Raw genomic sequence first — 25,718 nt, 5'->3', positions numbered from 1 at the left:
GTTTAACCTCCTCAACATAAAAAGAAGGACTCCTGTGTAGAAGCCCTTACATTTCCATTCCTGGTTCGGATGATTTTTCTGTTTCATGATTAGAAACCCCATGTTTCCACTTTGTATAATGAAACGTTTCCCACTCTTTTATGTTTTCTTGTGTTGGTTCCAGCAAAGCATATTCATATTTATCTGTTATAAATACTTCTTTATCTTTCAGTGTAAATGCTTCAAATTCCCCAAGTTGATATGCATATTCATCTTCCAGTCCAGCAAGATGGTTTAAGGTATTTTGCTTACATGCTTCAAATAAATCTTCCATATTCGTATATATGGAATAACCACCTGTTTGTTTATCCAGAATGACAGTAGGCTTTTCCAGCACATCCAATTCTTCATTTTTATCCTTTAACCAAGCTAATTTCGTATTTTCGTCAAGCAAATCACCAATAGGTACTGTTGGGTCATGTTTTAAAAAAGAAACATCCTGCACTGCAAGTCGCTCTGGACTTTTAGCACGTGCGAAGCCGGAACTTCGCTCTTTCTCTTGGTTCCAAAAGGAAAGGCAATCTTTATAAAATTGATGGAGTATATGTTCCGTGCGTTGATCTTTGGCCGGATTGCTTTCAAGACTGGAAGCATAATGAATAGTACCGCTTTCTGTATGATAAATAATGGCATCCTCATGTGCATTGATATAGCCATTATCCGGAACAGTTGGTTGAAGCCTTTGTTCATGAATATGTTCCTCTAATTCAAGAATTGCTGCTGTATGTTCCTCCTGTGATATATAATCAAATTCGACGTCTAATTCCAAATCGTGAATGACATAAACGTTCTGATTTCCTACGAAGATTTCTTTTTCATTCATAAATAATACCTCCTTCAAAATAAGGGAGGACTCCTTATTTAGAAGCCCTCACTCAAATTTTCTTTCATATAATGTTTCATCCACTTCCTCGTTAATGCAGAAGAATGATGTGCATTGTTATCAACCATACAAATCATTAAAAGAAAAAAAGACTTCCAAAAGAATGGAAGCCTTGATTCATGAAAATGATTGAACTTATACTGGTTCACCGTCTAAGATTACCGTTTTTGTTTCGAAGTCTAATGGGATTAATGCCTCCTCGTCAGCTTCAACAATCGTTTGAATAGCATCTAATGTTACATCGTCCACATCCATTTCAATATCTCCATCTTTTACGATAAACACAACACTGGTATCTTTTATTTCCTTCACATAGCCAACATCCACTACTTTGTATTTCCCGTCTACATATAAATCCATTCGTTATCATCCCTTCTGAAATTCTGGCTTAAGTCGTCCTTCATTGCTGTCATAACGTAAATAAGCATTAAATGTTTTTCCTTTTTTGCTCTTAAATCCTTTTATAAGACTCGTTTTACTACCAGCAAGTATCTTTTTCATATTAGCTGCACTAATGGTTTTTCCTAAAAACCTTTTAGGCAGTGTAAATGTGCAGCCATCTTTGTAACCGGAACAACCGTAAAACTTTCCTTTATCTTGAATATCACCATTGCATAATGGACATCTTCCAATGCTATTAGCGTGTTGCTGGGTCTGTATTTTCTCTTGTATTTCTTTGCCATTTAACTTATCAGGGGTCTCGTGTATCTGCTGCTGAATAAACTGTTTGATTTTATCCATAAAAACATGGGAAGCACCTTCTCCTTTTCCGATTTTCGTAAGGTAACTTTCCCATTTAGCAGTCATGGTCGGACTGGAAAGCAATGTTCCTTCAATCGCTTCACATAAGATTTTTCCTTTGTCTGTAACGGTAGCCACATTCTTTTTAATCTCAACGTATTTCTGCTGCTTAATCCGTTCAATAATACCACTTCGAGTGGCTTCGGTACCAAGTCCTTCAATCTCTTTGAGAATCTCGACATCTTCATCCTGTTCAACGTGCTTACCACATGTTTTCATCATGTTAATAAGCTGCCCTTCACTGTACGGCTTCGGAGGCTTTGTTTTCCTTTCTTTGATACGTATATCCCCTTGAACCGTTTCCTTTTCCGACACATTAGGAAGAACAGCTTCCTTCTCTTTTTCTTCTTTATCCTGTTTTTTTGCGGGAAACAAGGTTTGCCATCCCTTCACTTTTTCGGTTTTCCCAGTCGATTTAAACGGAAGGCCATTCACATGTGTGAGGATCGTTGTTTCTTCATAGATATAATCTTCATGAAACATTCCTAACATGGTTGCCACTACTTCACGATAAATATTTCGTTCTTCATCTGAAAAACTTTGCAATGTTTTTTCAGAAGGAATCGTTTTCGTGGGAATTATCGCGTAATGCTCTTCTACCTTTGCTCCATCCACAAAGCGTTTGTTTGGCTCTAATGTCTTCGGCGTAAATTCTACTTGAAGAACACATTGATATTCCTTCAAATTATCCTTTAAATACGCAAATTCGCTGTCTGTAATATAGTTACAATCGGTACGTGGATAAGAAAGAACCTTCTTATCATACAACCGTTGAACGATGTCCAGTACTTTTTTCGGACTATACTTCCATTGTTTATTCGCTTTACTTTGCAAGGTAGATAAGGAATGAAGTTTTGAAGCCTTTTTCCGTTTTTCATTCTTTTCAACAGAAGCAACGACACCTTGTTCTTTTCCGGCTATCCGGTATTGATCTAATAAAGCTTGCACCTTCTCTTTGGCATCTTCCTTTACATTCGCCTTCCCTTTATAATAACCCTGTTCAGCTGTAAATGTCGCTTCAATTTCAAAAAACGGTTGGGTTACAAAGTTATCAATCTCTTTCTGTCGCTGATAAATCAAATAAACGGTTGGCGATTGAACTCTTCCAATTGAAAGGCTTCCGGAATATCCTTTTTGCTGTAAAAGCAATGTGTAAAGTTGGCTGGCATTCATGCCGACCAACCAATCGGCTTGTTGTCGAGCTTTCGCTTCCTCATACATTAATATATCTTTTTGATTATCCAATAGTTTTGTAAAACCTTTTTTGACTTCATCTCTTTCCAATGAATTAATCCATAAACGCTTAATCGGTTTTTGACTGTTTTTATAACCGGTCATATACAATGTCGAATAAAATATGTTGCTGCCTTCCCTGTCTACATCACAGGCGTTAATAAGAGTCGTTGCAGCATCAAATAATTTCTTCACTGCCTTGAATTGATCTTTCACATTCGATGATACCTTATACTCGAATGTATCAGGGAAAATAGGCAAATTCTTTAAATTCCACATTTGCCATTCCTCCTTATATTCACCAGGCATTTTTAATGACACTAAATGTCCGACTCCCCATGTAATCGTTGCGCCTTCCGGAAAAATGCTGCAGGGTTTTAATTCAATGTAAGTTTTCGTTTTGTTTTTAACATCAAATGCATCTGCATAAGACCGAGCCTGACTCGGCTTTTCAGCCATTATTAATGTAAGTCCCATTTATTATCACCTTTTCTAAAATAGTGAGGACTCCTTTTCAGAAGCCCTTACATCTCCATATCTGGTTCCGTTTTCTTAGAAATTCCTTTTTCATTTTGTTCTTTTGCATGTAAGTCACGCAGCCATTCAGCTTCATCCCACGTATACGAATTTAAAAATTCACCCAGCTCCATATCTTCAATGTTTTTTTCTAGCCACTCTGCATCCACTTCAAACGTTCCATCATAGGTGTAAAGCTCTACTTTTTTTGCTAATTGTTGTTGCAGAACCTGTTCTTTCATCTCACCATTTGGATATTCTGGGAACTGGATTAAATGGTCAAGAGAACTTAAACCGTGATTTTCACTAAAAATATAAAATGCGTAATCACTGCCAATATCATCAGGCTCCAACGCACTAATTGTAATGTCATCTGTTTTATTTGTATCATATAAGTCTGTTACAGAAAGGTAAAATTCTTTATCTTGGATTAATTCATGTATACTTATACCAAGATCATGTAAAACAACCATATCACGTTCCTCTTTTGACTTATTCTGCAATCCCATTTGTTTATCCTTTTGAATAATCTTATCGTAATCGAAGTCATTACGCATGAAATCATCGAATGTACATGTCTGTAAATCATCTATAATGTCTTGATAGCTTTGATATTGTAGCACTTCCTTTTCCTCATAATTAGCACCATTAACCGTAGTAATGAATTGTTTTTGTTCTAAATCTATTACAGCAGTCAGTTCATAATCCTCATGATCTTCCATAGTAGTATAGCCGATGCTAATCGTCGAAGATTCCGTTATGTCATTTGCTGTCGCCAGCGTTAATAATGCATCATCGGGAGTAACATTAAATTCCTCGTTGTTATATTTAATAAATGCTTCCCTTAAATCATGTAACCACCTATTATCTTGACTCATGTGCTTGTTCTCCTTTCCTTACAAATTATTTTAGTATTGAATCAGCATTAATAATGTTGTTTTCATTTAACAAACTTCCAGATATACGGTTCAACAAATAACACAAATAAAAGCACCCCTATCATTTTCAATAAGAGTGCTTCATGATCCGTTATAAACAAGTATATGTTTTGCATAGCATCTCCCTTCTTTCTTCAAATAGTTACATTTCATATCCTTCCATCATCTGATCGAACTCCCGTTGATTCTTTTCTTTTTCATAGTCCTGAAATGTTTTCCGCATTGCTTTTTGTAATCGAATTAAAGAAACACGAAAAGAAGTGACAGCCTGATTATCAAATTGATCCGGCTGCCACGATTGCTGAAATAAAGTCTGTTTATTCATTTGCTTGTATTGTGACTTGAAATTATTTTGTTCTTTATCATATGCACGCATTTCAGCAAGTACTACATTACCCATACGCTTCTTTAGATCATCTAGCTTTGTTTGTTTATACCGGTCATAATTACTCTCTTCACCGTACATTTCTTTCATGACTTCCACTTCTCCATCCAATTGTTGATGCAATTGTTCCAGATCATCCGCATGAAACTGCTGCAAATAAATGTCTGTTATTTCATCAATGTAAGGTCTTGCTGCATTAATGGATTGATATCCATATTTCCATTGTCTTTTATCAGAAGGAAGATGTTTTATCCCTTCTTTAAATAACTCTTTTGTTTTTTGATAGGTTGCTAACGATACCTGATTTTCTTTCTTATGCTGGATGGTTCCACGCAATAATTCATCTATCCTATTTCGTTCATTGGTCCTGTCCATCAACATATTAGCAACATTGGATTTCATTTTTTCCAGCGTTTTTGGTTTCCGTTTTGCTCGATATTCCTCATGCCAGACACCGGTTTCTTCATCCAACACATTCATACGTTCTCTTGTTGGATGCGGTTCAACGGTTGCCACATGCACATGAATATTATCGGTATTGTAATGCAGGGATGCTGTCCAGATAGCTGATTTCTCCATCCCTTCTGATTGCAAAACAGTATTCATGGTTTTTCGCACCATGTCACGCATTTTTTCTTCATCAACCGTGTGCGATTCTGGAAAATAAATATCCTGTTTTGCCAGCCAACCATTATCAAAACTAATCACATCCTGCCACATGGGAGAATTATTTTTTTGAGCTAATTGAAATTGTTCTTTCAATGTTTTCTTTTCATCTAAACTCAATTTATCGTTACGATTCGTGAATAATTCCCCTTGTTTTTCTCTATCATCCATGTAATCCATAAAATCAAAGAAAACTAAAAAATCATCCTTGTCTTTGGATGATTCATTCACATGAACATGTCCTTTTGCATCGTCACGATCAATATAATTAACGTAGTCATTAAATGCTCTTGAATGAGATGTTACAAATTTAGTTCGCAATACAACCGCAGGACTCATACTTTATTCAGTCCTTTCTTGTTGTTTCCGTTGTTCATAATCTAGCTTTTTCTTTCGCTGCTTATGGATACGTTTTTGAATTAAATCCTCCGCCTGCTGTAATCCTTTTGTTTTATAATCTTCCGTAGTAGCCAGCTTATTAAACTTATTCACCAGGTAATAATGGTTCATAAATTCCAATAAGATTTTTGTATCTCGGTCAATAACATTACCGGTAACTTGTAGTGTTCTTAATTTTTCATTCATTGGTTCCATTTTTTCATCTATTAATTTGGAAATGGTTTGTTTTAATAAAAGATGTTCTTCTTCTCTACTCTCAAAATAAGTATTAACCATTAATTCGACTGCATTCGCTTGCGATATATTTTCTTCTTTAGCAATAATCTTAATTTTTTCTTTGGTTTCAGGGGTCAACATAAAATGAGAGCTGCGTTTATTTTCTTTTATATGGTTCACATTAATCAGCACCTTTCACATTAGATTGCATTATATTATCCAACATTTGATTTACTTCCATAGGATCTAGTCCAGATACATCACTTAATAAAATAAACATTTTTTCCATTTGTTTTTCTAACTGATCTAATCGGCTGAATGTCATCTCTAATGCAGATGCAACTTTATTTAAGGTACTATCGACTTCTTTTTCAGCTTGCTTAACACCATTAATTATCACCAGATCTTCAACGTATCTTTTTAACAATTCATTACGTGACACTTTCTGTTTTTTTGCTTCATCATCCAATACTTTAACAGTCCGAATATCCAGGTCTCGAATTTTCACTTCCATTTGAAAACATCTCCTTTATGAAAATATACAATCCCTACTCGAAGGAGTAAGGATTGTTGAACAGGATAAGGGGAAAATGTACCCACATAACGTGTGTAACTAGGCAGAGCCTAGTTTTCCGGTGACCCCATTAAATTAATTAAAAATACAGGTTTTGTACAGGTCGAAATACAGGTTTCATACAGGGTTTAATGCTTCTTATTATCCTTGTTTTTCGCTTTATTATCGTTTTGGGAAGAAGAGTCATCCTTTTTCTTTGACTTACTTTTCTTCTTATCAGAATCGTTTTTATCATCCCGATTGTCACGTTTTGAGGATGAGTTTTCTTTATTATTGGAATCATTATTCGATGTTTTTTCGTTCTTATTTGTACCATCATTGGAAGCATTTTTGTTATTCGATTGGGTCTTAGAATCATCATTATTTGATTCACGTTGCTGTTCTTTTTCTTCCTTTGTTACCGTTAAAGCATTCAGCTTATCTTCACGATTTTGATATTTTTGACGAAGCTCTTTGATCTTTTCCTGATGTTTTTGTATTTCTTCTTTGGTATCTTGAATGGCATTTTCTTTCTGCTGAATTTCTTTTTCCGTCTCCAGCTTTTCTTCCTTTGTTTCAAATTTCATTTCCCTTTGAAATGACCCTTTCTCCTTTTTCAGTGTGGAGATTAATTCTTTTTGAAATGGAATACGATCCTCAACCAGTGTCTTCATTTGATTTTGAATACGTTCCATTTCTGAACGAATGGTTTCCTTTTTGTATGCTTTATCGGTTTGCGTAACTAACGATTTATTGATGGATATTTTACGATAATCACCCACGAGAATAATTTCTTCCGGTTCCGGAAGTTCAGACTCATCAATCTTTCCATCTTCTGTTGTAGCAACATTATTATCATGATTTAACTGTTCTTTGTACGCTTGTTTAAGAATTTCTTCATCACGATGCTCCGTAATAAACAATCCAATTACACGATAATCATCGGGAACATTTTCAATTTGTATAACCATTTTATTGTCCGATTTAAAAACTTTATGTGCAGGATAGGTTTTTCCAGTATCCTTGCCTTCGGATACAAATGAAAAGGTTGGTTCAACTGCATCTGTTCCAGTATGCATCGTTTCAATGGTCACCTCCATCAAATTATTATCAGGATTGTACTCCCAATTTCTAAGTACAATAGTAGTTTGATTTAATCCTCCAATAGATTCATGAAATGGTGTTTGTGCAATAACCGTATCATCATACATCCATGATTCTGATGTAAAAAAGACACCAAATAAAAGTACACCAATAACCAACATTACCAAGTACGTTTTATTTTCTTTTCCACGAGTTAATGCTTTTTTCACGTTGAAGCACCTCCTGTTAAAAATGGTTTGATGTATTGCATTGGATTAACCTTTTCCCCATTTATGATAATCTCAAAGTGCAAATGAGCTCCTGTTGAAGAACCCGTAGAACCAACACGACCAATCACATCACCAGCTTCAACCTTGGTTCCAACCGGTACGCCTTTTTCTTTCATATGTGCATAATGTGTAACCATTCCGTTATCATGTTTAATCTTCATGTGCCATCCATAACCACTGCCTAAATTGGATTCTGACGAACGGAATGTTGTTCCACTTGCTTCACTAACAATTACTTTTCCATCTGCAAATGCGGTAATAGGTGTACCCCTTATACCAGCACTGGCAACATCCAGTCCTCCATGAAAAGAGGAACATCCATAACAGGAACGATAACCAAATCCGGATGTAATATTTTTGGTGTGTGGGGAGAGCCATGATTTATTACCAATAATTTTCATATCAACCTCCGTTGCAGGCTTACAATTTTTCGTTAAACCGCCAAACTTTTTAACGATTTCTTTTGTGGTCGGCACCCAATGTGCGTTTAAATTATTCGGGTCATTCGCTGCACCAATTGGAGCATATACACTTCCTAATTGTTCAATCGTAACCAATCCATCTACAATAATTCGATTATGCAAGGTAAGAGCCATAGACTCTAATCCTTCCTGCATGGTGTCAAATTGTAACAACCCACTACCGTTTGGATTCATTAATCCACCTGGATTATTGTAGGCTTTTACAGCATGGGATTCGCCCCAAGCTGTCTCATGCATGGCAATGGCAGCAAATAAAACAGGGTCAATACCTCGTTTTTTGGAAAGCTTCACTATTTCATCACCGTACCCTTTTAAAGCACCGGAACGTTTTTTATTTTGAAAAATACTGTTCCATTTTTTCATGTTGATTTCACCGGCCGGAGAACAAATGAATTGTGCAGTACCACTTGCTTGTGCTGATTTTTGATGATCAACACTACCACTTACTCCCCCAATAATCGCTAGAAGGATCGTCATTAAAAAAATGCCTATTAAAATCGTTAAGGCATTCGCACTAATAAAACTTAGAACCCACAACATGATTTTCTTTTTCGCAATACTTTTTGCTGCATTCCATAGTTGCTTCATGATGTCTCTTTCCTTCCGGTACCTTCCATGCCTTTTTGATTTGGCGTAACAATGTTTGATACGAGCCACTTTCCATCATGTGGTTGCAGCGTAATGTAATACAATTGCATTGGATTACTGGTTGTTTGACCGTCAACGGTAACATGCCATGTTGCAAAAGCACCAAATGACATGTGATTATCCTCTGGATACTGGGAAGCAAATAAATCCACTTTTTCTAGCTTTCGTTCTACATATTTGTTCTCCAAGGCTTGAATATCAGCTTTCACTTTTTCCAAAAAAGAATCTGTTACAATCCCTTCCCATTTATCCCAATCCGACTTTTGCAATAAATAAAGAGCAAGCCCTGTTTTAGCCTGCTCTTTTGCCTTTGATACGGTTTGTTTTCCGTACTGTTGCTGGTACTTTTCTTCTAAATTATGCGTATTAGATGATGTTTTTTCCGTTTCCTGCTGTTCATTCTGCTTATTGGGAGTGCCATCATCTTTTAATGCTGCATTGATTCTTTCTTCATTAAGTCCAGTTGTTTGTTGTTGAGATTGCTGTGCAGCTTGACTTGTTTCAAACATTTCCTCCGGTGATTGGTTTTCCGGTTTATCCGTCCATTTCCATACATACATAACGACAACCAAAGATGCGATGACGGAAAGAAATATAAGCTTTTTAAACATTCGTTTTTGAGGATCTTGTTCTACTAAGCTGCCCCTTTCATCTTCTTGTGACATTTTACAGTCCCCCTTCAAACAACTGTAATTCTTGTTCAGATGCTTCAATGGAGAACATTAAATTACCAACCCCACTAATACTTAAAACACATTCTCCTTGCTGCAACTGTGGTACATAATCTAATTCACTTTCCGTTAATTGTCCTTCAAAAATAGCACGCAGGGAGTCTAATGTATTGGAATCTTGCTGCATGATAAACTTATACTGTGTCAATTCAAACAAGGTACGGATTTTCGTAACGGCTGCTGTATCAGAATGATCTGGTACAAAGTCACGAATCGACTGACTGGCAAGAATTAAACCGCCAAAAAACTTACGGGCTTCTCTTGCAAAATCTGTTAAATAAGAAACCGCCAGCATATTTTCCGGATTGACTAATCGGTGTGCTTCATCAATCATAATGAGAAATCGTGTAATATCATCCTCTGAAAAAGTATCGTCATGATACATTTTTTGCTTTTGCGGTGCACCAATTTGAATCAAATTATCCCAAATCAAATTTAGTGCATTAAACATTTGAGCCTGGAACACATTCTTTTCAAACTTTCGTAGATTGCGAATCGAAAAAAATATGATCTGTTCGTTTGTAATGTCTGGTAAAGATGTATGCCCATTAAATAAGGCCTCATACGTATTAACCATGTTATCAACCGTTAATTCAATGGTTTCCAACCGTTTTACACGATACGGAGACAATTCATTGCGAATATTCCGTTGTGTCTCGTTTCCATCATCTTTTACATCCTCATATAATTGTTTTCGAAGAAATGTTAGAAATTCACCAAAAATGGGATATTCATCATTCTGCAGTGTCGTAACGCCTGTTGTCTTCAATTTACCCATAAATCCCAATGATTGATAAAATTGCCGCAGAACCTTTTTAAATTCATCCAGTTCTTCGGTTGAAGGCGTTTCACCGGTTTCCGGGTTACTTGCCATAAATTCATAAAACTTAGCCACTTTGGAAATGTGTTGCATAAAACAAAGGCGTTCATACTCTTCAAAACTTAATGCTTCTTTTGCTGGCATATCCCGGCTTATAGGTGTATCGTTTTCATCTTGTTCTTCATCCGTTCTGTCAGAACGAAAGATTTGCAGGATATTAATGATTCCATCACTTCCATCTAAACTCACAATATGTCCACCTTGATTTTTGACAAGCGTATTAAATTCACCAGTCATTTCGAACCCTCGAATAAAATCCCCTCTGGCAGCATTATCCGTGAGTAATTTTTTCAAAGTGGTCGATTTACCGGCACCCATTTTTCCAACGACCACCGCATTATAAAAACGTCGCATTTTATCCCGGTGAAACAGATCAAATAATACATTTCCTCCGGTAAAGGATGTACCAAAATAACTTCCACGTTCATCATTCAATTCAGAAAAGTGATAAGGAAGTCCGGAAGCAAGTGTAAGGGCAGACATTCCTTTTCCTTCCCGTTTGTTCGGAAAAGCAAGTTGCCGTTCATATGGAAGAAACATTGACTGCCATTCCCAAAAAGACTCATTCAAAAAAATTTGTCCTTTAAATCCCATAGATTTCAACTTTGACATGGTCCGATTTACTTTTTGTTCTAATTCCCAAATTGTAGGAGAAGCCACATACAAACGAATATGCATCAACTTAATAACTTCCCCAGCCTTACTTATTTGTTCATATAATCCTTCCATTTCCGTATATCCTCGTTGAGCATCCATCCGGTCTGATTCATGTTTGGCGGTTCTATGACGTACATCTTGTTCCATCATACTTTTATTAATAGCATTTACGGTATCTTCCTGATTCATCGTGGCAATATCTGATACAACCGTCACATCATACATAGACATTAATTCATCCATCCAAAGTACATCTACTTTTTGTGGATATTCCCAAACATGAATACATGCTTCATAACCATCCCCTTTTTTCATGTATTTATCCTTATAGGAAACACCACCCTGTGGTTGGATAGCAGCTAAAAACGCTTTATCCAATACCGGTTTTTTAGACTGCTTTTCTTCGGTTGCAGCTTTTTGTTTTGTAAACATGCTATTCATCCCTTCATTACAATTTTGTATTTTGATTATTTAACAGAAACAAAACTTGTTCCTTTTTAGCACGGGATAACTTCCTTAAAGGGAAGGCTTGATTCATCCCTTGTAAACAATCGTTTTTTCTGTCCGTTAATTCTTCTCGATCATTTCCATAAACAAAAAAGAAGAACTCCCGATTGGAACGTTCTTCCTCGACATAATCAAACTCATATAACTTTTGTTCGATATATTTCAGGTGTATCGGATTTGCCGTCTTCTCTGCCTTTTTCAACCAATAATGACGCTGCTTTTCCGTGCTTGCGGGGAAGTTAAGAATAACCTCTTTATAAGACTGAAAATAACTTCGTAAAAATCGTGCCCGATTCAACAATAAAAAATTTATATCTTGATCATTAAGTGCATGGATATTTTTAGTCTCCACCTGAAAAATATCCATCACACCATGCTTCATTAAGATATAATCATCATGTATTTGAAGAAAAGGCAGTATTTCCGTTGTTTGCCGCAAGACTTTTGGCTTTGGGGCCTTCTTTTTCTTTTGCTGATTTTTTTCGGTTGTTTTTTTCGGTTTTCGTTGGAACCACTTTTTCTTTGGTTTTTTGGATGTTTCTTTTTGATTCAGTGATGTTTCGGTTTCCTCTTGTGCTGGATTTTCTACTGTTTGTTCATCAGGTACTGCTTTTAAATGGCTCATACATCTGACCTCCTTGTGGACTGTACCTCTTCATGTGTAGCTATGTTTTGGTTTTTGTGATGGTCAATAGCATGATAGACTCCTTTTTTATTACGAAACCACAACATCATGGACTCATAAACGCGTTTATCCGGATTCTGTCCAGATGGCAGAAATAAATAAATCATGCCAATAACAGCAACTACAATATATGGAATCATGAACACGCTATGCACTAAATCACGTAATATGGTGAGCAATAAAAGAGAGCTAATCAGTATAATGACTAGCTCTCGCATTTCTAAGCCTAAAATTTTCGGTTTTGCTTTTATTTCCTTTGGAATCTCATATTTCATGATTCATCATTCCCCTTTTCATTGTTATGTCCTTGTCTTACTTTATCTATCCTTGCACGTATGTCACTGACTTTTTCGCCAACGTCATAACCAGTGTTATGAGCCCTTCGCATAAAGTGACTACCTCGTTGTACCGGTTTGCTTCCACCAATCAATGTATGTTTCTTATGATCTTTTGGATAAAGATAGCCAGACTTTTTATCAGGTTGTTCTGGTGATAAAACTTGGTTATGTCGTCCATCACTTCCCGATGCAGTTGGTGATGGATTGGAATGGTCCGTTTTTGGTATAGAAATAGGAATATTACTAGCATCCCCACCAACAGCAGTAGTTGAAAATGAACCTTCCCCTTTTGGGCTATATTGCGGATCAGCATCTTTGGAAGGGATAGGCTTAATATGGTCATTCCTTTTCAACCCTCTTGATGCACCAACAGCACCAGCAGTAGCTCCTCCAGCCGTTTTTCCACCAGTTTTTACTACTTTGCCGGCAGCTGCACCTGCTGTCTTTCCACCGGCACCTACCATTTTACCGGCAGCATATCCTCCCATCATAGCTTGGTATCCAGAACGCAAACCTGCATCAATACCCATTGTACGTTGAATAATGTCTGGGGCATCAATTAACGCCCATGCACCCGCAATTAACAACAGAATCACACCGACAATGCCAATATGACGTTCCATGTTGTTCGCCCACTGTGCGTAGAATATAAACATTTGCAGTAATACCATCATGACAAAAATAACAGCAAACGTACTGACAATCTCTGTTAATACTTTTTTCAAGCGTTGACCGCCAGTTAAGTCTGTTGCAGCTGTAAACATTCCATGCAGCTGATGATACGCCAGATCAAACATGGCACGACCAATTTTGATAACTGTTATTGCCAATGCAAAGGCAGTTACCGAAAGTGTGGCAATGATGATAAACCAATTAATATGGTACCGGTAATAGCTTTGTTGCCCAAGATTCGTTGCTGGAACAGTGTTTTTTCGAAGTTGAACAACCCGAGTACCACCATCTCCGGTGGAAATTAATTTCTTCGTTAAAAAGTCATATCCAAGACCACCGTTGTCGGATTTTCTTTTTAATTCTTTAACCCATGGTTTTGTTGTCCATGGAAACCATCCATCATCTTCATAAACATTTAATTTTTCATTGACTTCAATCGTTTCTGGATTTTCTAATTCATTTCCATACGTATAATTTGTGGTTCCAATCTCTTTACTTTTCGGGTGCGGTGGATGTGGTAATAAGTTTTCATTCCCTGCCATTTTATCTTTATCCAAGCCACTGGCATAATTAAATCCACTGTCCACATAATATTTCACATCCGCAATATTTCGCTTTAATACATCATCAGATAAGGTTCCACTTTCATCCAATTCATTCAATCCAACATTCAGTAAATCATCCATCATCCCCATCAGAGAGGGAATAACTAATATCATACTAACCGCAACCAAAATATTCATGGCGACTTCATTTCGTTTCTCGATTTTATTTAACATAAACAAAAAGCCAAGCACGGTAACAGACACAACAAAGAGCGCCAACGCCAAAGGTTGCATTTTTTCCATGAATTGCTGCATAGCCGGGCTATCATATAAACCACCTAAGCTAACAACAGTATCTGCGACACCCTCTATCCAGTCATTAATCCAAACTAGTAATTGGATGATACCCCAACCAATATTTCGGATTAAGTTATCATACAACCAGCCACTATAAATGTCCAAAATAGCAGCTAAATCTTCATATAACTGTTTAAGGGCTTCCTTATTACCATCACCCATTCTACCCCTCACTTTCTACATAAAAAAGACTTGCCAAAGGAGGCAAGTCAATTGTTATTTACTCATATCAATTTTATTTTCGTTCACATAATCAAGACTTAATTGGATACCTTCTTTTACATCTTTATAGATGCTTTTCTTAAGAAATGATTCGTCGTTATTTCCCTTTTCTCCGATCGTAGTATTTAAAAGCCAGGCTTTACCAAAATAAGCAAATGGAGAACTGATTTTACCATGATGAACAACTGTCATTCCTCCATCTGCAAATGGACTGTGACCGGAATTTTTATTATCAAATGCTTCTCTTAAAGATTTTAATTTTTGATTCCTGTCATAGCTTAAATCGTGAAGATTAATGTAATAGGCTTTCATATCCCTTTCTTTTAATGCTTTATTATAAGCATCTATGAGTTTAGTGTTTTTAACATATTCCTTCTTTGCATCAAACATGAGTACATAAAAGGCTTCATTGTTTTCCTTTTTTTGAACTAATGCATCAAGTGTAATCTTATTCAATCCAACTTCTGGATTATCTGCTGTGCTTTGAGCATCATCCTTGGCAGCATTACCACTATCTCCACATGCCGTTAATATAAGTAGAAATGACATTACGATGAAACTAATCAACAATCGTTTTCGCATAATGTACACCATCACTCCATTTCTCTTTTTTAATTAGTATATCAATCCTCCAAACCTATGGAAATAGTTTCCCACTCCTAATTATGAAAGATTCGGTATTTTCGTATCAATAATCTCTTTTAGCTTTTCCAATTCTTCCGGTGTAAAGGTGAATCCTTTACCGATTATTGTTTTAGTCGGATTCCACCACCTGACATCATACTTCGGTTCACCCCCATTCCAGCTTATCCTATTAAGTTCTTTCGTCCAGCCGGACTGACTGACATATATTACAGCAATTTCTTCAATAACATCCCATTTCACACGATAATCATTATGTTTCATTTTATACCCTCCCATTTACATTGTAGCTTCTTCTCGTACCTTTTTAGCTTTTTGATGTTCTTCATTATCTTCTGATTCGCTGTCCTCATTTGGAAGTTCCTCAATCCTTTCTTTTTCGGCCTCTGCCCTTTCTTGTTCCTTCTGTTTGTTTAGTTGTTGTTCAATTCGTTTGGTAGCTTTATCACGCCATTGCTGCATAACATCTTCCGACAAAAACGTATTCAACGTGTTCATTGTCTGTAAATGCAACCGTGTAAAAGAAGGATGATAAACCAAAAAACTCAAGAAATGAAGGAACGACCAATTCTCGATAGATTGCAACAATTCATGTGTTACGTCATCATCCAAATCCCCCTGACTCTGTTCTATTTGTAATACACTGGTTTTGTACCGTTGAAATGCATCATCTGTCATCACATCTTTCATTCGTAAAAATACATCTCCATTGACTTTTGCGGAATACACCAGTTTCTGCAGCTCCATGTCATGATACTTATCGGAAAAAAGAGGTAGCATCATAATGGATTGATCGGTATCAAAGTCATCGGCCAGGTATTCATACCGGAACTTATGACTGGTTACATCTTCGTTAAAGATAGGCTTCGGTTCAATCTTTCTTCGTTTCTGATCTTGTCGCTTATTTACGCGGATTAAAACGGATTGCCCTTCTTTTAACCGCATTAATTCATCCGGTGTCAACAATGCACGTTCTTTTGTAGACTCATTGTGTGATTTATCTGTAGAAGTAATCGGGCCGGAACGACCAACATCCGTTATCGTTCGATTCCCTAACATACTGGAGTAATGCTCTGCTGTACTTTTATCCTCTGTCAGGATATAAATCTGATTGGAACAGTTTCCAATAATGGTGTCTGAATCATCTCCGTAAGCCGACTTTACTTGGGAATAGGCCTGAATAACTAAGTGATAACGGAAACCACGTCCAGCACCAACTGTTACCATGCTGGCCATTCCATCAATTGGCGGCATGTTCCCAAATTCATCAAGTAAGAAATGGACATTTCGTTTCATCTTACCATTCTTACTTTTCGTCGCTTTTTCCGAGTTGACACGGTATAGCTGACTAACAAAAATACTTGCCAACACATCATTGGACTGATCAGAATCAGGTGTTGCCAAAAAGACAGCTACCGGTTTATTACCAAATCCAATTTCCGTAAAATCCAAACTGTTATGTGAAGTTACCTTAGCGTTTGGTTCCAATGTGAATATTTGCAGCTTATCCATGGCTACGCTGAAAATACTTCCTCTTGCATTACCCTTGGAAAAGTTACTGGTTGCATACATCATGCGAGCTGGATTATTTTCATTCCTCGCTTGAAAAAATTCATCCAATGCATTGTTCCCTTGGTCATCCGTATCACTTCCTTTACTGGAAAGAAAGTTCGCAACAGAATACATGGTAACGCGTTCTTCTTTTCCGAGTTTTATCATATCCTCGGTCAAAGCAAGGATAATCGCCGTAACAAGGGACTTCGCACTATTCGACCAGAAAGGGTCCTTCGCATCTGGATTGTGATACAAACTAAACGCCACACTGTTGGCATACCTTTGTGCATCCGCAGCACGACCTTGTTTCCACGAATCAATTACTAACTGTAAGGGGTTAAAACCCATGCTCATGGCATGTTCAATCAAATTAAAAACATATACGTCATATCCCCGTTGTTTCAATGTTTCATAGGATGCACCAGCCAATTCGCCTTTAGGGTCATTAATAACTAAAGAAGGCTTTTCACTAGCCCGACTTTGCACATCCACCATTGGTACAACAAAGGTTTCCCCTTTACCGGAACGCGTAATCCCAATAATCATGGTGTGAACAGGGGCATTATCAATTAATAAAGAATAGTTTCTGCCTTGATGAAGACCACCAACAATGGTACCACCTTTTCCGTCATACGCTTCTTTGGAGGCCGGTATGATCTGATATTGCTTTTTCATATTTTTTACGGATTCAAACTCATTCGTTCCATGCTGCCCATGATTAATGGATTGATAATTCATCCTAATATTGTAGAGTAGTTTGATAATCCCGACAGCTAGCACTATATAAAACCCGATATAATACTTCCAATGCTCTTCCTGGAAGATAAAAAAGGAATGCCAATCCACGGAAAAGGATTCAAATGAAAATGTCTTGGCATTTTCGGAAAACCGTATGATCAACTTTCCCACTTGTTGAAAGAAGTGTAATAAGAAATTGGCCATAAAAAAACTGGCTATGGTTACACCCGTTATAAAAACGCTAACGACTTTTCCATTACTCCATCGTTCCGTCAGTGGTTTATGGTTCGTATTCAACACTGAACACCCTTTCTTTCTCTTGTTTTAATGCAGCATTTATTTCTTTAGCCTTCATGTGTGTTGATAGTTGATAATACGCCTTTTCAAATGCTTTTCGATTGTCTTGTAAGTTCTCATTTGCATCTTTACAATCACCAGTGTAATCAAACACCGACCAATCAATTCCTTTCTGATCTAATGCACTTACAATATCTTGTGTTGCTTTCCACCCCGCCTTATCATCATCCATCGCAACAATCACATGCTTATCACACCATTGGTTTGTGTTATCATGGATATGCTCTTTTACTTTTCGTGTTTTGGAAGCTCCGGTTAAAGCAATGAATCCAACATTTTCATCCACTTCACGGAAAGAGAGAGCATCCAATATAGACTCACTTATCACAACCGTTTCAGCATGATCTGGAATATCCATGAAAAAATCCCTCGTTTCTTTGGAAGGATTCAAAATAAGTTGTATTTCTTTTGGTTCGATCGTTTCATCCATACTGGAGCGAAGCAAGACTCTATCTAATGTGTCATCTTCCCCATACAATGGAAACACCAAATTTCGTTTGCACATCCAGCTATTATGGGAGTAATCCTTCCCCAGTAATGGTTCAGCCTTTTGAAAGAGATGCTGCACCACTTTTTCTCGCTGTAAATCAGCAATAAAAGACCGTGAAACTTTTGTAGAAAGTCCACGGTATCCATTATCTAATGATTTACTTTTTAAACCGGTCTTGGCAAAAGAGAAAACCCGTGCCGACCAATTTAACGCTTGTCGTTGTTCTGGTGTTAGATTCGGATAGGTCTTTTCCATTTGTTCTTCATATGCTGACATATTCCCCTTTTCATGAAATTCCAGCATCATACGTGAACCACAATGGTTTTCCCGGTTACATTGAATAAATCGCTGATTGTTCTTATACATAAAGGCTTCATGTTCATGGCATTCAGGACAATTACAAATAAAGTAGTGTCCTTTATCTTCTGCATTTAATTCATCTAAGGCATTTTCAATGTTTTGAAACACGAGCTTTTTATAAGCATTTTGTTTCATATGGATAATCTCCTGTTTTACCTTCGACGAAATGTTTTACTCCCATCCTTTCCTCAACATGATGTTTTGCTGTTCCAAGAATACCTTGCTGTACGTTTTCAGGAAACGGCATTTCTTTTTCCAAATAATCTTTTCCATACGTTTCAAGTAAACCTATTAATAGGGCTCTAGCGCTATTATCCCAAAACATATCTTTCACCATGTTACTCATCTCCCTTTTTAAGCTATTTTCGATTCAAACTTACGTAATATAACGTCAATCACCTGTTCATTGATCTTTTCATCTGTATCTAATACTTCCCCTGTAAACAACAATTCATCAAACTTTGTATGGAACGCTTGAACTAACTGATTATGCAGCTGATAGGCTTCTTTAAATCCATATTCAACAATGAATGGTTCGTCAAATAAAGTGGATTCAAAGGTTTGATAGGCAGCATTTTTAATCATCAGGACATCAATTCGCTGTTTTTGCAGCGATTGATAATTCGTAACAACGTGCGTAACAAATCGCTGAAACGATTCCCCATGACCCATAAATGCCTTAATCCGTCCGTATACATATTTCTGTATTTCTTTTTCCCCGGATGATATATCGGCTTTTTCTTGTTGCTGCTCACCTTCGGATGGTTTATTTAACGAAAAGAACTTATGACCTCCCAATGATTGAATACCGTTACTCCGTTTGTTTTTCGCATCCTGTTTCTTTTTCATGTTTTTCTCGACTTCTTCCTTTTGCTGCTGGAGAATAACATTATAAGTGGTGCTAATGGCTACCATGACATACTCCATCTCGGCATAGATGCTCGTTTCAATAGATGGTAGCACACCATCATATAATTGTTTTAATTGATCGTTACTTAGCTCTAATACATAAGCTCGCTTATCCGAATTATTCAATACTTTTTTAAATCGTTGCTGAAAATCATGAAAAGGCTTATCCTTAACAATTTTTGAAAAAACTTTGTTCGTCACATTCATAAACTAACTCACCTCCAAAAGATGTATGAATACAGCATAAAAATTCACAACCATAGCTAAAGCCAAAAATACCATCATCTTTTTACTTCTGTACTTTTCCATTAATTCATTTGATAATAAAAATGTAGCAACGAAAAGAGACACAATACTCACTGCTAACCAAGTCATGACTGATTTTCGATCCCTCCTTCGTTTCTTTTAAAAAAGGACTCCCAACCGAGAGTCCTTACATTTCCATAGGGTGATCTTTTTTATCATATTTTGGTAATGCTGATTCCTGCTCATTTTCCCTTTCAACAGCAAATTGTTCTCCTTCATGGATGCTGCTTGCTAATTCATCAACGTCCTCAATTAAGGACTCGGAACCATCTGGATGCTTCGCAAAAATTTCCTCCCCATTGACAAACTTTTTCAATGCTTCATCTACGGTTATTTCTTTTAGAGGATCAGGTTGTTCTTCCATATCTAATGTCTGCTTTAATTCCTGATTTTCTGCTTTAAGTTTTTCAACCTCTATATTTTTGGAATACATTTCATCATTGGTGTCTTGTAACACATTTTCCAAATCATAAACCCGTTTCCTCTCTTGAAATATTTGTTTTTCCAACTCCTGATGTTTTACATGTAGGACCTCATTCTGCAAATTGACATGGAACAATTCATGATGAAGATTGTCTGCACCTATTGCTAGTTGTTCAACTCCATCCATTTGGTGAATCATCCAATCAATATGACCTTGTTCAGCTAGCATAGATACATATTGGTCGAAAAGAATGTTCCCCATTTCAGGATTTTCTTGATTGAATTGACTTTGTTGTTCCATGATTTTATTTATTTGCTCCATACGTTTTTGAATGGACTGTACATCATCCACACTGGCACCTCCTTACGTTTGGTTTTAAGAAGGAACTCCCAATCGGAAGCCCTCACATCTCCATTTCCTGTTCTTTTTGACTATCCTTTACATTACCAAGTTTCATGTTCTTCTCTTTTTCCAGTGAATCCTCAATGTGCGTTAATTTCTTTTTTTGTACAGAGGTTAAATCCATTTCTCTGATTTCATCTAACACTTCACGCTTAAGCTCATACACTTTTTCGTACCCATGCTTTTCCTCAAAATCCTTTATGTCTTGTTCTCTTTTTTGATCTTCCTCCCGAGACGATTCTTTCTCACTTGGTTCTTTGTTCAAAAAATCCATCACTTGTTGTTTGTAGGATTCTTTAAATTTCGTTTCTTCTTTCGTAGGCTGTAATTGCTCCAGAACATCTTCTTTGTAGGTCTGCTTAAACTGTTCAGTTTGCTGCACTACCTTATCATGTTCCTTCTGAACATCATCCTCAATTGTTTGAATTTTATCACGCGGAAGCTTTGACTTTACCATGGTATCTTGATAAGCCAATTCCAGTTGTGCGTATTTCCATTGAATTCCTTTTTCATCCGGTTGCACCTGTAATTTTTGTTTGGCATCCAATAACTGTGCATATTTCGTTGCTAACTCTTTTTCAAAATCCGTTGTAACTGCCATCTTTCCCCTCCTTTGAATAAAACAATCCCATCCATCCGAAGTAATGGGGATAAACAGGATTATAAGGATAAATAAAAAGGCATTAATAAAATGCCCTGCATTATGATTCCAGTAGTTGATATGTCAGAACCGTAACGGAGTCATCTAAATCGTATTCAACAGCTATTGCTTCTTCCATTTCACGAATATCCTTTATAGAATGAATTGGTTCATTTAATGTAACATCAATATTTCCGCCACCATCTTGATTCATATAGCTAACAAAATAAACATATTCTTTCGCCTTCCCCATTGCTACACCTCCTTAAAAGCCGACAACACGACCGCCAAACCAGCTAACAAGACTTGTAGCCAAGAACACAATACCAAAGCCAATACCCACATTTACCATCCAACCAACATACATTTCTTTCTTCTGCGGGTCCTTAGCAAACGTCCATAACAGCCCAATCACAACCAATACAAGACCAGCTAAAACTGGTGCAACCGGCTGAATACCGTTTGTAATATTTGTGATCGTTTGAATCAAATCTTGCATGCTTCTCACTCTCCTTTATTTGTTAATGCTTTGGTGACCTGTTTTTGGTTTTTAACACTAACCTCCAGAATAATTTCCTGATGCCTTTGATGCAGCCACTCATAATAGGACCGACCGTTGGCTTCAATAATACTTTTTGCAAGGGATTCATATTCCTTGAAACCCTCTGGCTTTGCCGGCTTCTTTCGTCTTTTCATAGCTGGTTTCTTTGTTGCGCCTTCATTTTGAAATGAATGATTCTGTGTTGACTCGGACATGCGATTTCACCTCCCTTTGTTATAAAAAAAGCCCTTTTCCTCAAATAGAAGAAAAGAGCTTATCGGAAGTTCCTAAACTTCCTGATACTAATAATATAACACCCATTTCATGGGATTTTGTTCGCGGTTTCGTTTGCAAATTTGTTCGTCATTTTGTTCGCAAAATTGTTCGTATTTGATCAAACCCTATTGACACATTATCGTGTTTAGATTATAGCTTTGCACAGAAAATGAAGAAAATAAAAAGGAACGGAACCCCTAATACCCATAACCAAAATTCAACGGAATCTACCATATTCATATAAAATTCGGTATGCATGAACCAATTCAACAAAATCAAAAATACAATACCGCAAAAGATGGAAAATGCAATGAATAAAGCAAGCAGTAACATTACGAATAATGACTTTTTGATGGTGTGAACAAAAGTAACCATTATACATAATCTCCCTCTGTCAGTATCGCGTATAGTTTTCTCCCCAGCATCTCCAATGCATGTTTTTTTATCTGATAGTATTTCGTTTTGCCAACAAAAAGTTGCTGAAATATCACTTCATCACTATATTGCCCGCCATCATTTCTTCTGTTAATATACTTTAATTGAATAAGCTCCCGTTCCATATCATTTAATGAATCAATCGCTTGATGCAGTATGTCTAACCACTCGGCAGCTTGAATAGATTTCATTGCACTCTTTTCAACTTTACTGTTTTTGAAATCGGAAGAACCGTATGGCATATCTGATAGTGGTACAACTAATTTTGGTAGGCTCGTTTCCTTTGAAAGTCGCTTAATTTTTTTATACCGATTCAACCAATTTTCTTCCGCATAATGAATATAAAATTGCTTCACATTTTTTAGGACTTCATCAAGTTCTTTTTGTGTAAATAGATTTTCCATTTCTGATACAACATACATATTGAATTCATCCTTTCCTTGAAGTACCAATAAATCTTAATCCCTTTCCTCTTTATGCTTCCGATGATTCGGAGGGTGATATTTATCTAAAGAACGCAATGTCCAAGCAATTCGCTGAAAAGAAACAGAAGCGTTATATAAGTTGCCATTCTCAACTGCCACTAAGGCTTTGCCCAAATGTTTATCATAATAATCCCATTCCCGCCGCATGTACGTTTGAATTGATTGTGTTGTACTCATTCGTTATCACTCCTTATGGTTTTTAGAACAAACTTCCATCTACTAGCAACACGTCAGCATTATCATCTTTTATTTCATCCAGTAATTCATCAATAGGCAAAGGTTCTCCGTCCTCATTAAGTGATCTGCTATGCTTTATAATCACTTTATCTCGATGAATCTCATATAAGTCATGCACGACAGTCCCCTCTGCATCATCCGCAATATATTCTATATATTTTTGTCTTGCTATTCCTTTATTTTCGGCTTTAAGCAACGCATAATAGGGTTCATGAATTTCATTAATCATTTCATTTCCTCCCCAATAAACGGTTATTGATTAAAATACTTATATAACTATATAATGCTTCTGGTGTTGCAAAGCACTCATGGCTGTTTCGAGATAATAACTCATAAAAATCGTGGTAATTTTTCATGAAGTACATATTGGAATCTAAAAGAAATTCTGGATGATCTTGTTGTAAATGAAGAATGGTTTGGTACAACGGGTCTGATTCTTTACCTAAATACTCATAAACATGTAGTTGCTGCATGGTATCATTCATTTTGTTTTTCCCTCCATTTTGCAATTCTGGAATCCGCAATTCTTATATCAGTCCAATTTGTTAGCTCTTCCAGATAAAAAGGTTCTGAACATCGTGGACAATTGGGCAGCCTTTTTTTACCCCGATATTCTTTCTCCAAATTCCGTATAGTCTTTAGCCAGGGCTTATAATTCTTTAATTGTTCTGCCTGTTCTCGAAGACGGTGTACTGCATGGTTATCATCTTTCATTTGTCTAGCTAAATTGATCAATACATCAAAAGCATCTAATCTTGCACCGCACTGTTCACAATAAATCTGCCGACTTTTTGTATTAATAATTCGTTTAGGTTTATGACACGTACAAACTTTTCCAGCGTTCTGATCGATTCGTAGATCTGTTATTTGAACGACATCTGCCTTTTTAGGTATGTTGGAATTCATATTTACACTTCCTTTCTATCTTTAAAAGATTGTTCTACTTCCGGATTCCTAATCTCATGCAACAGCTCCCTAACGATTATTGCTTCCTCACTATCTGGTCCGTCTAACGATTCCATCCGTAACTGAAATGAAAATAATGCTTCACGAATGAAATGTACCTCTGAATAATTGGCATGAATGACCAGTTTCTTTTCTTCATATTTGTTGATGGCCTGCATCATATCCTTCCAAAAACATTTAACTGTTCAAATAACCGTTTTACATATAAATAAATGATGCTATACTAGAAAATATCTTAATTTGAAAATAGAAAGTTTGATATTTAGGCGTATCGGTGCTTTCTGTTTTCCAATTTATCGAGATATTTCCTTGTTTCAGCTACCGTTGGTACATATTTGTCACCAACGGAGCTTTTATGTTGCATCCATTCCCGCCATTTCCTGTCGGTCTCCACTTGGCTATCCTTTGGGTCAAACACCATCACGCTTTTCATACCTTTCCACATCTCAAAAATTCCTCCTTCTGTAATCTAAACTATTTATAACGATAACGTTTGTATTGTCCATCATTCTTGAAAAGTTCCGTTCATTCACCCGTTCTTTGAGTTCATCACTACTTAAATTGGTGGTATAGATAGTTGCTTTCCCTGAGCGATCATCGAGTGTCTCGAAAAGTTTAGACGTAGACCATTCCGTTTGTTGTTCTGCCCCAATATCGTCTAGCACTAATAAATCCACATGTTGAATAACGTTTAGCAACTCATCTTCTGTGATCCCTTTAGTGTCATAGGTTCGCTTGATTTTAGTGAACAATTTTGGAAGGGAGAGAAACAAGCATTCGTAGTCTCTTTTCATCAACTCTTTCGTTATAGAAATTGAAAGATGACTTTTTCCGGTTCCATAATTGCCTTTCAATAAGAGATTTTGTTTTCGATCAAATGAATGAATGTACGCCAACACCTTTTCTTTAGCCCTTTTTAAGTTGCTGTCGAGTAACTCAAAGTTATCTAATGTTGCTTCTTTCAGGGAGTCATTTATCAGCGAATAATAATTAAAACTGTCCATTAGCTTACTACGTTTGAGGCGACTGTATTTTTGTTCAGCTGCCTTAGCCAGCTTGATATCTTCACATCTGCATCCGTAATTTGCTATCACTCGTTCTCCTTCACGTGGTCCAGAAGGTATGATCAATTCTGTTTGTGACACGTACTGATTACAACCATCACACACAAACGTTTGAAGTAGATTATGTTTCGGAATTTTTATATGCTGTTTGATACTTTCCATCAGG

33 protein-coding genes are annotated in these 25,718 nt (G+C 36.7%); all 33 read right to left on the bottom strand.

What is annotated here, in order from left to right; all coding sequences use genetic code 11:
• Window positions 1-46: 46 nt before the first annotated feature.
• The 33 genes from HUX68_RS13220 to HUX68_RS13060 all read right to left on the bottom strand — a co-directional run bounded on the left by HUX68_RS13220 (window position 47) and on the right by HUX68_RS13060 (window position 25,714).
• The gene (locus HUX68_RS13220) at window positions 47-862 is read right to left on the bottom strand and encodes a hypothetical protein (protein ID WP_174615279.1); all 816 of its coding nucleotides are present in this window, start codon (window positions 860-862) and stop codon (window positions 47-49) included.
• 195 nt (window positions 863-1,057) lie between these two features.
• A complete protein-coding gene (locus HUX68_RS13215) occupies window positions 1,058-1,282 on the bottom strand; it encodes a hypothetical protein (protein ID WP_174615278.1) in 225 nt (74 codons plus the stop codon).
• 6 nt (window positions 1,283-1,288) lie between these two features.
• Window positions 1,289-3,433: a type IA DNA topoisomerase gene (locus HUX68_RS13210; protein ID WP_174615277.1), complete on the bottom strand. Its 2,145-nt coding sequence runs from the start codon at window positions 3,431-3,433 to the stop codon at window positions 1,289-1,291.
• Window positions 3,434-3,480: 47 nt separating this feature from the next.
• Window positions 3,481-4,350: a hypothetical protein gene (locus HUX68_RS13205; RefSeq protein WP_174615276.1), complete on the bottom strand. Its 870-nt coding sequence runs from the start codon at window positions 4,348-4,350 to the stop codon at window positions 3,481-3,483.
• 202 nt (window positions 4,351-4,552) lie between these two features.
• On the bottom strand, window positions 4,553-5,800 hold the full coding sequence (gene mobP2, locus HUX68_RS13200) for a MobP2 family relaxase (RefSeq protein ID WP_174615275.1): 1,248 nt from the start codon (window positions 5,798-5,800) through the stop codon (window positions 4,553-4,555).
• A gap of 3 nt (window positions 5,801-5,803) precedes the next feature.
• Window positions 5,804-6,256, bottom strand: a complete 453-nt coding sequence (locus HUX68_RS13195; RefSeq protein WP_246206680.1) for a hypothetical protein — start codon at window positions 6,254-6,256, stop codon at window positions 5,804-5,806.
• Window position 6,257: 1 nt separating this feature from the next.
• Window positions 6,258-6,590, bottom strand: coding sequence for a hypothetical protein (locus HUX68_RS13190; protein WP_174615274.1), 333 nt, complete (start codon window positions 6,588-6,590; stop codon window positions 6,258-6,260).
• 188 nt (window positions 6,591-6,778) lie between these two features.
• Window positions 6,779-7,942, bottom strand: a complete 1,164-nt coding sequence (locus HUX68_RS13185) for a hypothetical protein (protein ID WP_174615273.1) — start codon at window positions 7,940-7,942, stop codon at window positions 6,779-6,781.
• The gene (locus tag HUX68_RS13180; RefSeq protein WP_174615272.1) at window positions 7,939-9,072 is read right to left on the bottom strand and encodes a peptidoglycan DD-metalloendopeptidase family protein; all 1,134 of its coding nucleotides are present in this window, start codon (window positions 9,070-9,072) and stop codon (window positions 7,939-7,941) included. Before HUX68_RS13180 ends, HUX68_RS13185 begins: the two co-directional genes overlap by 4 nt.
• Complete coding sequence (locus tag HUX68_RS13175; protein WP_174615271.1) at window positions 9,069-9,797, bottom strand: hypothetical protein; 729 nt, start codon at window positions 9,795-9,797, stop codon at window positions 9,069-9,071. Before HUX68_RS13175 ends, HUX68_RS13180 begins: the two co-directional genes overlap by 4 nt.
• A gap of 1 nt (window position 9,798) precedes the next feature.
• Window positions 9,799-11,832, bottom strand: a complete 2,034-nt coding sequence (locus HUX68_RS13170) for a VirB4 family type IV secretion system protein (RefSeq protein ID WP_174615270.1) — start codon at window positions 11,830-11,832, stop codon at window positions 9,799-9,801.
• 16 nt (window positions 11,833-11,848) lie between these two features.
• Window positions 11,849-12,532, bottom strand: a complete 684-nt coding sequence (locus HUX68_RS13165) for a hypothetical protein (protein ID WP_246206679.1) — start codon at window positions 12,530-12,532, stop codon at window positions 11,849-11,851.
• A complete protein-coding gene (locus HUX68_RS13160) occupies window positions 12,529-12,867 on the bottom strand; it encodes a DUF5592 family protein (RefSeq protein WP_174615269.1) in 339 nt (112 codons plus the stop codon). The genes HUX68_RS13165 and HUX68_RS13160 overlap by 4 nt, the downstream gene beginning before the upstream one ends.
• The gene (locus HUX68_RS13155; protein WP_246206678.1) at window positions 12,864-14,666 is read right to left on the bottom strand and encodes a pLS20_p028 family conjugation system transmembrane protein; all 1,803 of its coding nucleotides are present in this window, start codon (window positions 14,664-14,666) and stop codon (window positions 12,864-12,866) included. The genes HUX68_RS13160 and HUX68_RS13155 overlap by 4 nt, the downstream gene beginning before the upstream one ends.
• A gap of 54 nt (window positions 14,667-14,720) precedes the next feature.
• On the bottom strand, window positions 14,721-15,308 hold the full coding sequence (locus HUX68_RS13150) for a hypothetical protein (protein WP_174615268.1): 588 nt from the start codon (window positions 15,306-15,308) through the stop codon (window positions 14,721-14,723).
• A gap of 81 nt (window positions 15,309-15,389) precedes the next feature.
• Window positions 15,390-15,632 (bottom strand): YdbC family protein, encoded by a 243-nt coding sequence (locus HUX68_RS13145; protein WP_174615267.1) that lies wholly within the window; start codon window positions 15,630-15,632, stop codon window positions 15,390-15,392.
• A 15-nt stretch (window positions 15,633-15,647) separates the two neighbouring features.
• A complete protein-coding gene (locus HUX68_RS13140) occupies window positions 15,648-17,957 on the bottom strand; it encodes a VirD4-like conjugal transfer protein, CD1115 family (RefSeq protein ID WP_174615266.1) in 2,310 nt (769 codons plus the stop codon).
• Window positions 17,941-19,002: a toprim domain-containing protein gene (locus HUX68_RS13135; protein ID WP_174615265.1), complete on the bottom strand. Its 1,062-nt coding sequence runs from the start codon at window positions 19,000-19,002 to the stop codon at window positions 17,941-17,943. Before HUX68_RS13135 ends, HUX68_RS13140 begins: the two co-directional genes overlap by 17 nt.
• Window positions 18,983-19,204 (bottom strand): hypothetical protein, encoded by a 222-nt coding sequence (locus HUX68_RS13130; RefSeq protein WP_174615264.1) that lies wholly within the window; start codon window positions 19,202-19,204, stop codon window positions 18,983-18,985. Before HUX68_RS13130 ends, HUX68_RS13135 begins: the two co-directional genes overlap by 20 nt.
• A 17-nt stretch (window positions 19,205-19,221) precedes the next feature.
• Window positions 19,222-19,983, bottom strand: a complete 762-nt coding sequence (locus tag HUX68_RS13125; RefSeq protein ID WP_174615263.1) for a hypothetical protein — start codon at window positions 19,981-19,983, stop codon at window positions 19,222-19,224.
• A gap of 226 nt (window positions 19,984-20,209) precedes the next feature.
• Window positions 20,210-20,857: a hypothetical protein gene (locus tag HUX68_RS13120; RefSeq protein ID WP_174615262.1), complete on the bottom strand. Its 648-nt coding sequence runs from the start codon at window positions 20,855-20,857 to the stop codon at window positions 20,210-20,212.
• A 52-nt stretch (window positions 20,858-20,909) separates the two neighbouring features.
• Window positions 20,910-21,509 carry a hypothetical protein gene (locus HUX68_RS13115; protein ID WP_174615261.1) on the bottom strand — a complete coding sequence of 200 codons (600 nt, stop codon included), beginning with the start codon at window positions 21,507-21,509 and terminating at the stop codon, window positions 20,910-20,912.
• Window positions 21,510-21,609: 100 nt separating this feature from the next.
• Entirely contained in the window at window positions 21,610-21,801 is a 192-nt protein-coding gene (locus HUX68_RS13110) for a hypothetical protein (protein WP_174615260.1), read from the bottom strand.
• Window positions 21,802-21,813: 12 nt separating this feature from the next.
• Entirely contained in the window at window positions 21,814-22,047 is a 234-nt protein-coding gene (locus HUX68_RS13105; protein WP_174615259.1) for a pilin, read from the bottom strand.
• Between the two features lie 5 nt (window positions 22,048-22,052).
• Window positions 22,053-22,304, bottom strand: a complete 252-nt coding sequence (locus HUX68_RS13100; RefSeq protein ID WP_174615258.1) for a hypothetical protein — start codon at window positions 22,302-22,304, stop codon at window positions 22,053-22,055.
• A 435-nt stretch (window positions 22,305-22,739) separates the two neighbouring features.
• A complete protein-coding gene (locus HUX68_RS13095) occupies window positions 22,740-23,222 on the bottom strand; it encodes an ArpU family phage packaging/lysis transcriptional regulator (protein WP_174615257.1) in 483 nt (160 codons plus the stop codon).
• Between the two features lie 36 nt (window positions 23,223-23,258).
• Window positions 23,259-23,462 carry a hypothetical protein gene (locus HUX68_RS13090; RefSeq protein WP_174615256.1) on the bottom strand — a complete coding sequence of 68 codons (204 nt, stop codon included), beginning with the start codon at window positions 23,460-23,462 and terminating at the stop codon, window positions 23,259-23,261.
• Window positions 23,463-23,484: 22 nt separating this feature from the next.
• On the bottom strand, window positions 23,485-23,751 hold the full coding sequence (locus tag HUX68_RS13085; protein WP_174615255.1) for a hypothetical protein: 267 nt from the start codon (window positions 23,749-23,751) through the stop codon (window positions 23,485-23,487).
• A 1-nt stretch (window position 23,752) separates the two neighbouring features.
• Window positions 23,753-24,007 carry a hypothetical protein gene (locus HUX68_RS13080; protein ID WP_174615254.1) on the bottom strand — a complete coding sequence of 85 codons (255 nt, stop codon included), beginning with the start codon at window positions 24,005-24,007 and terminating at the stop codon, window positions 23,753-23,755.
• Window positions 24,000-24,428, bottom strand: a complete 429-nt coding sequence (locus HUX68_RS13075; RefSeq protein WP_174615253.1) for a hypothetical protein — start codon at window positions 24,426-24,428, stop codon at window positions 24,000-24,002. The genes HUX68_RS13080 and HUX68_RS13075 overlap by 8 nt, the downstream gene beginning before the upstream one ends.
• Before the next feature lie 2 nt (window positions 24,429-24,430).
• A complete protein-coding gene (locus HUX68_RS13070) occupies window positions 24,431-24,646 on the bottom strand; it encodes a hypothetical protein (RefSeq protein WP_174615252.1) in 216 nt (71 codons plus the stop codon).
• Between the two features lie 104 nt (window positions 24,647-24,750).
• Window positions 24,751-24,933 carry a hypothetical protein gene (locus tag HUX68_RS13065; protein ID WP_174615251.1) on the bottom strand — a complete coding sequence of 61 codons (183 nt, stop codon included), beginning with the start codon at window positions 24,931-24,933 and terminating at the stop codon, window positions 24,751-24,753.
• A 1-nt stretch (window position 24,934) separates the two neighbouring features.
• Window positions 24,935-25,714 carry an ATP-binding protein gene (locus HUX68_RS13060; protein ID WP_174615250.1) on the bottom strand — a complete coding sequence of 260 codons (780 nt, stop codon included), beginning with the start codon at window positions 25,712-25,714 and terminating at the stop codon, window positions 24,935-24,937.
• Window positions 25,715-25,718 lie beyond the last annotated feature (4 nt).

It is taken from the genome of Virgibacillus ihumii, from assembly GCF_902726655.1.
In the GTDB taxonomy this organism is placed as follows: domain Bacteria; phylum Bacillota; class Bacilli; order Bacillales; family Amphibacillaceae; genus Lentibacillus; species Lentibacillus ihumii.
The sequence above is the reverse complement of the archived record's forward strand: the minus strand, read 5'-3'. Positions and strand labels throughout refer to the sequence as shown.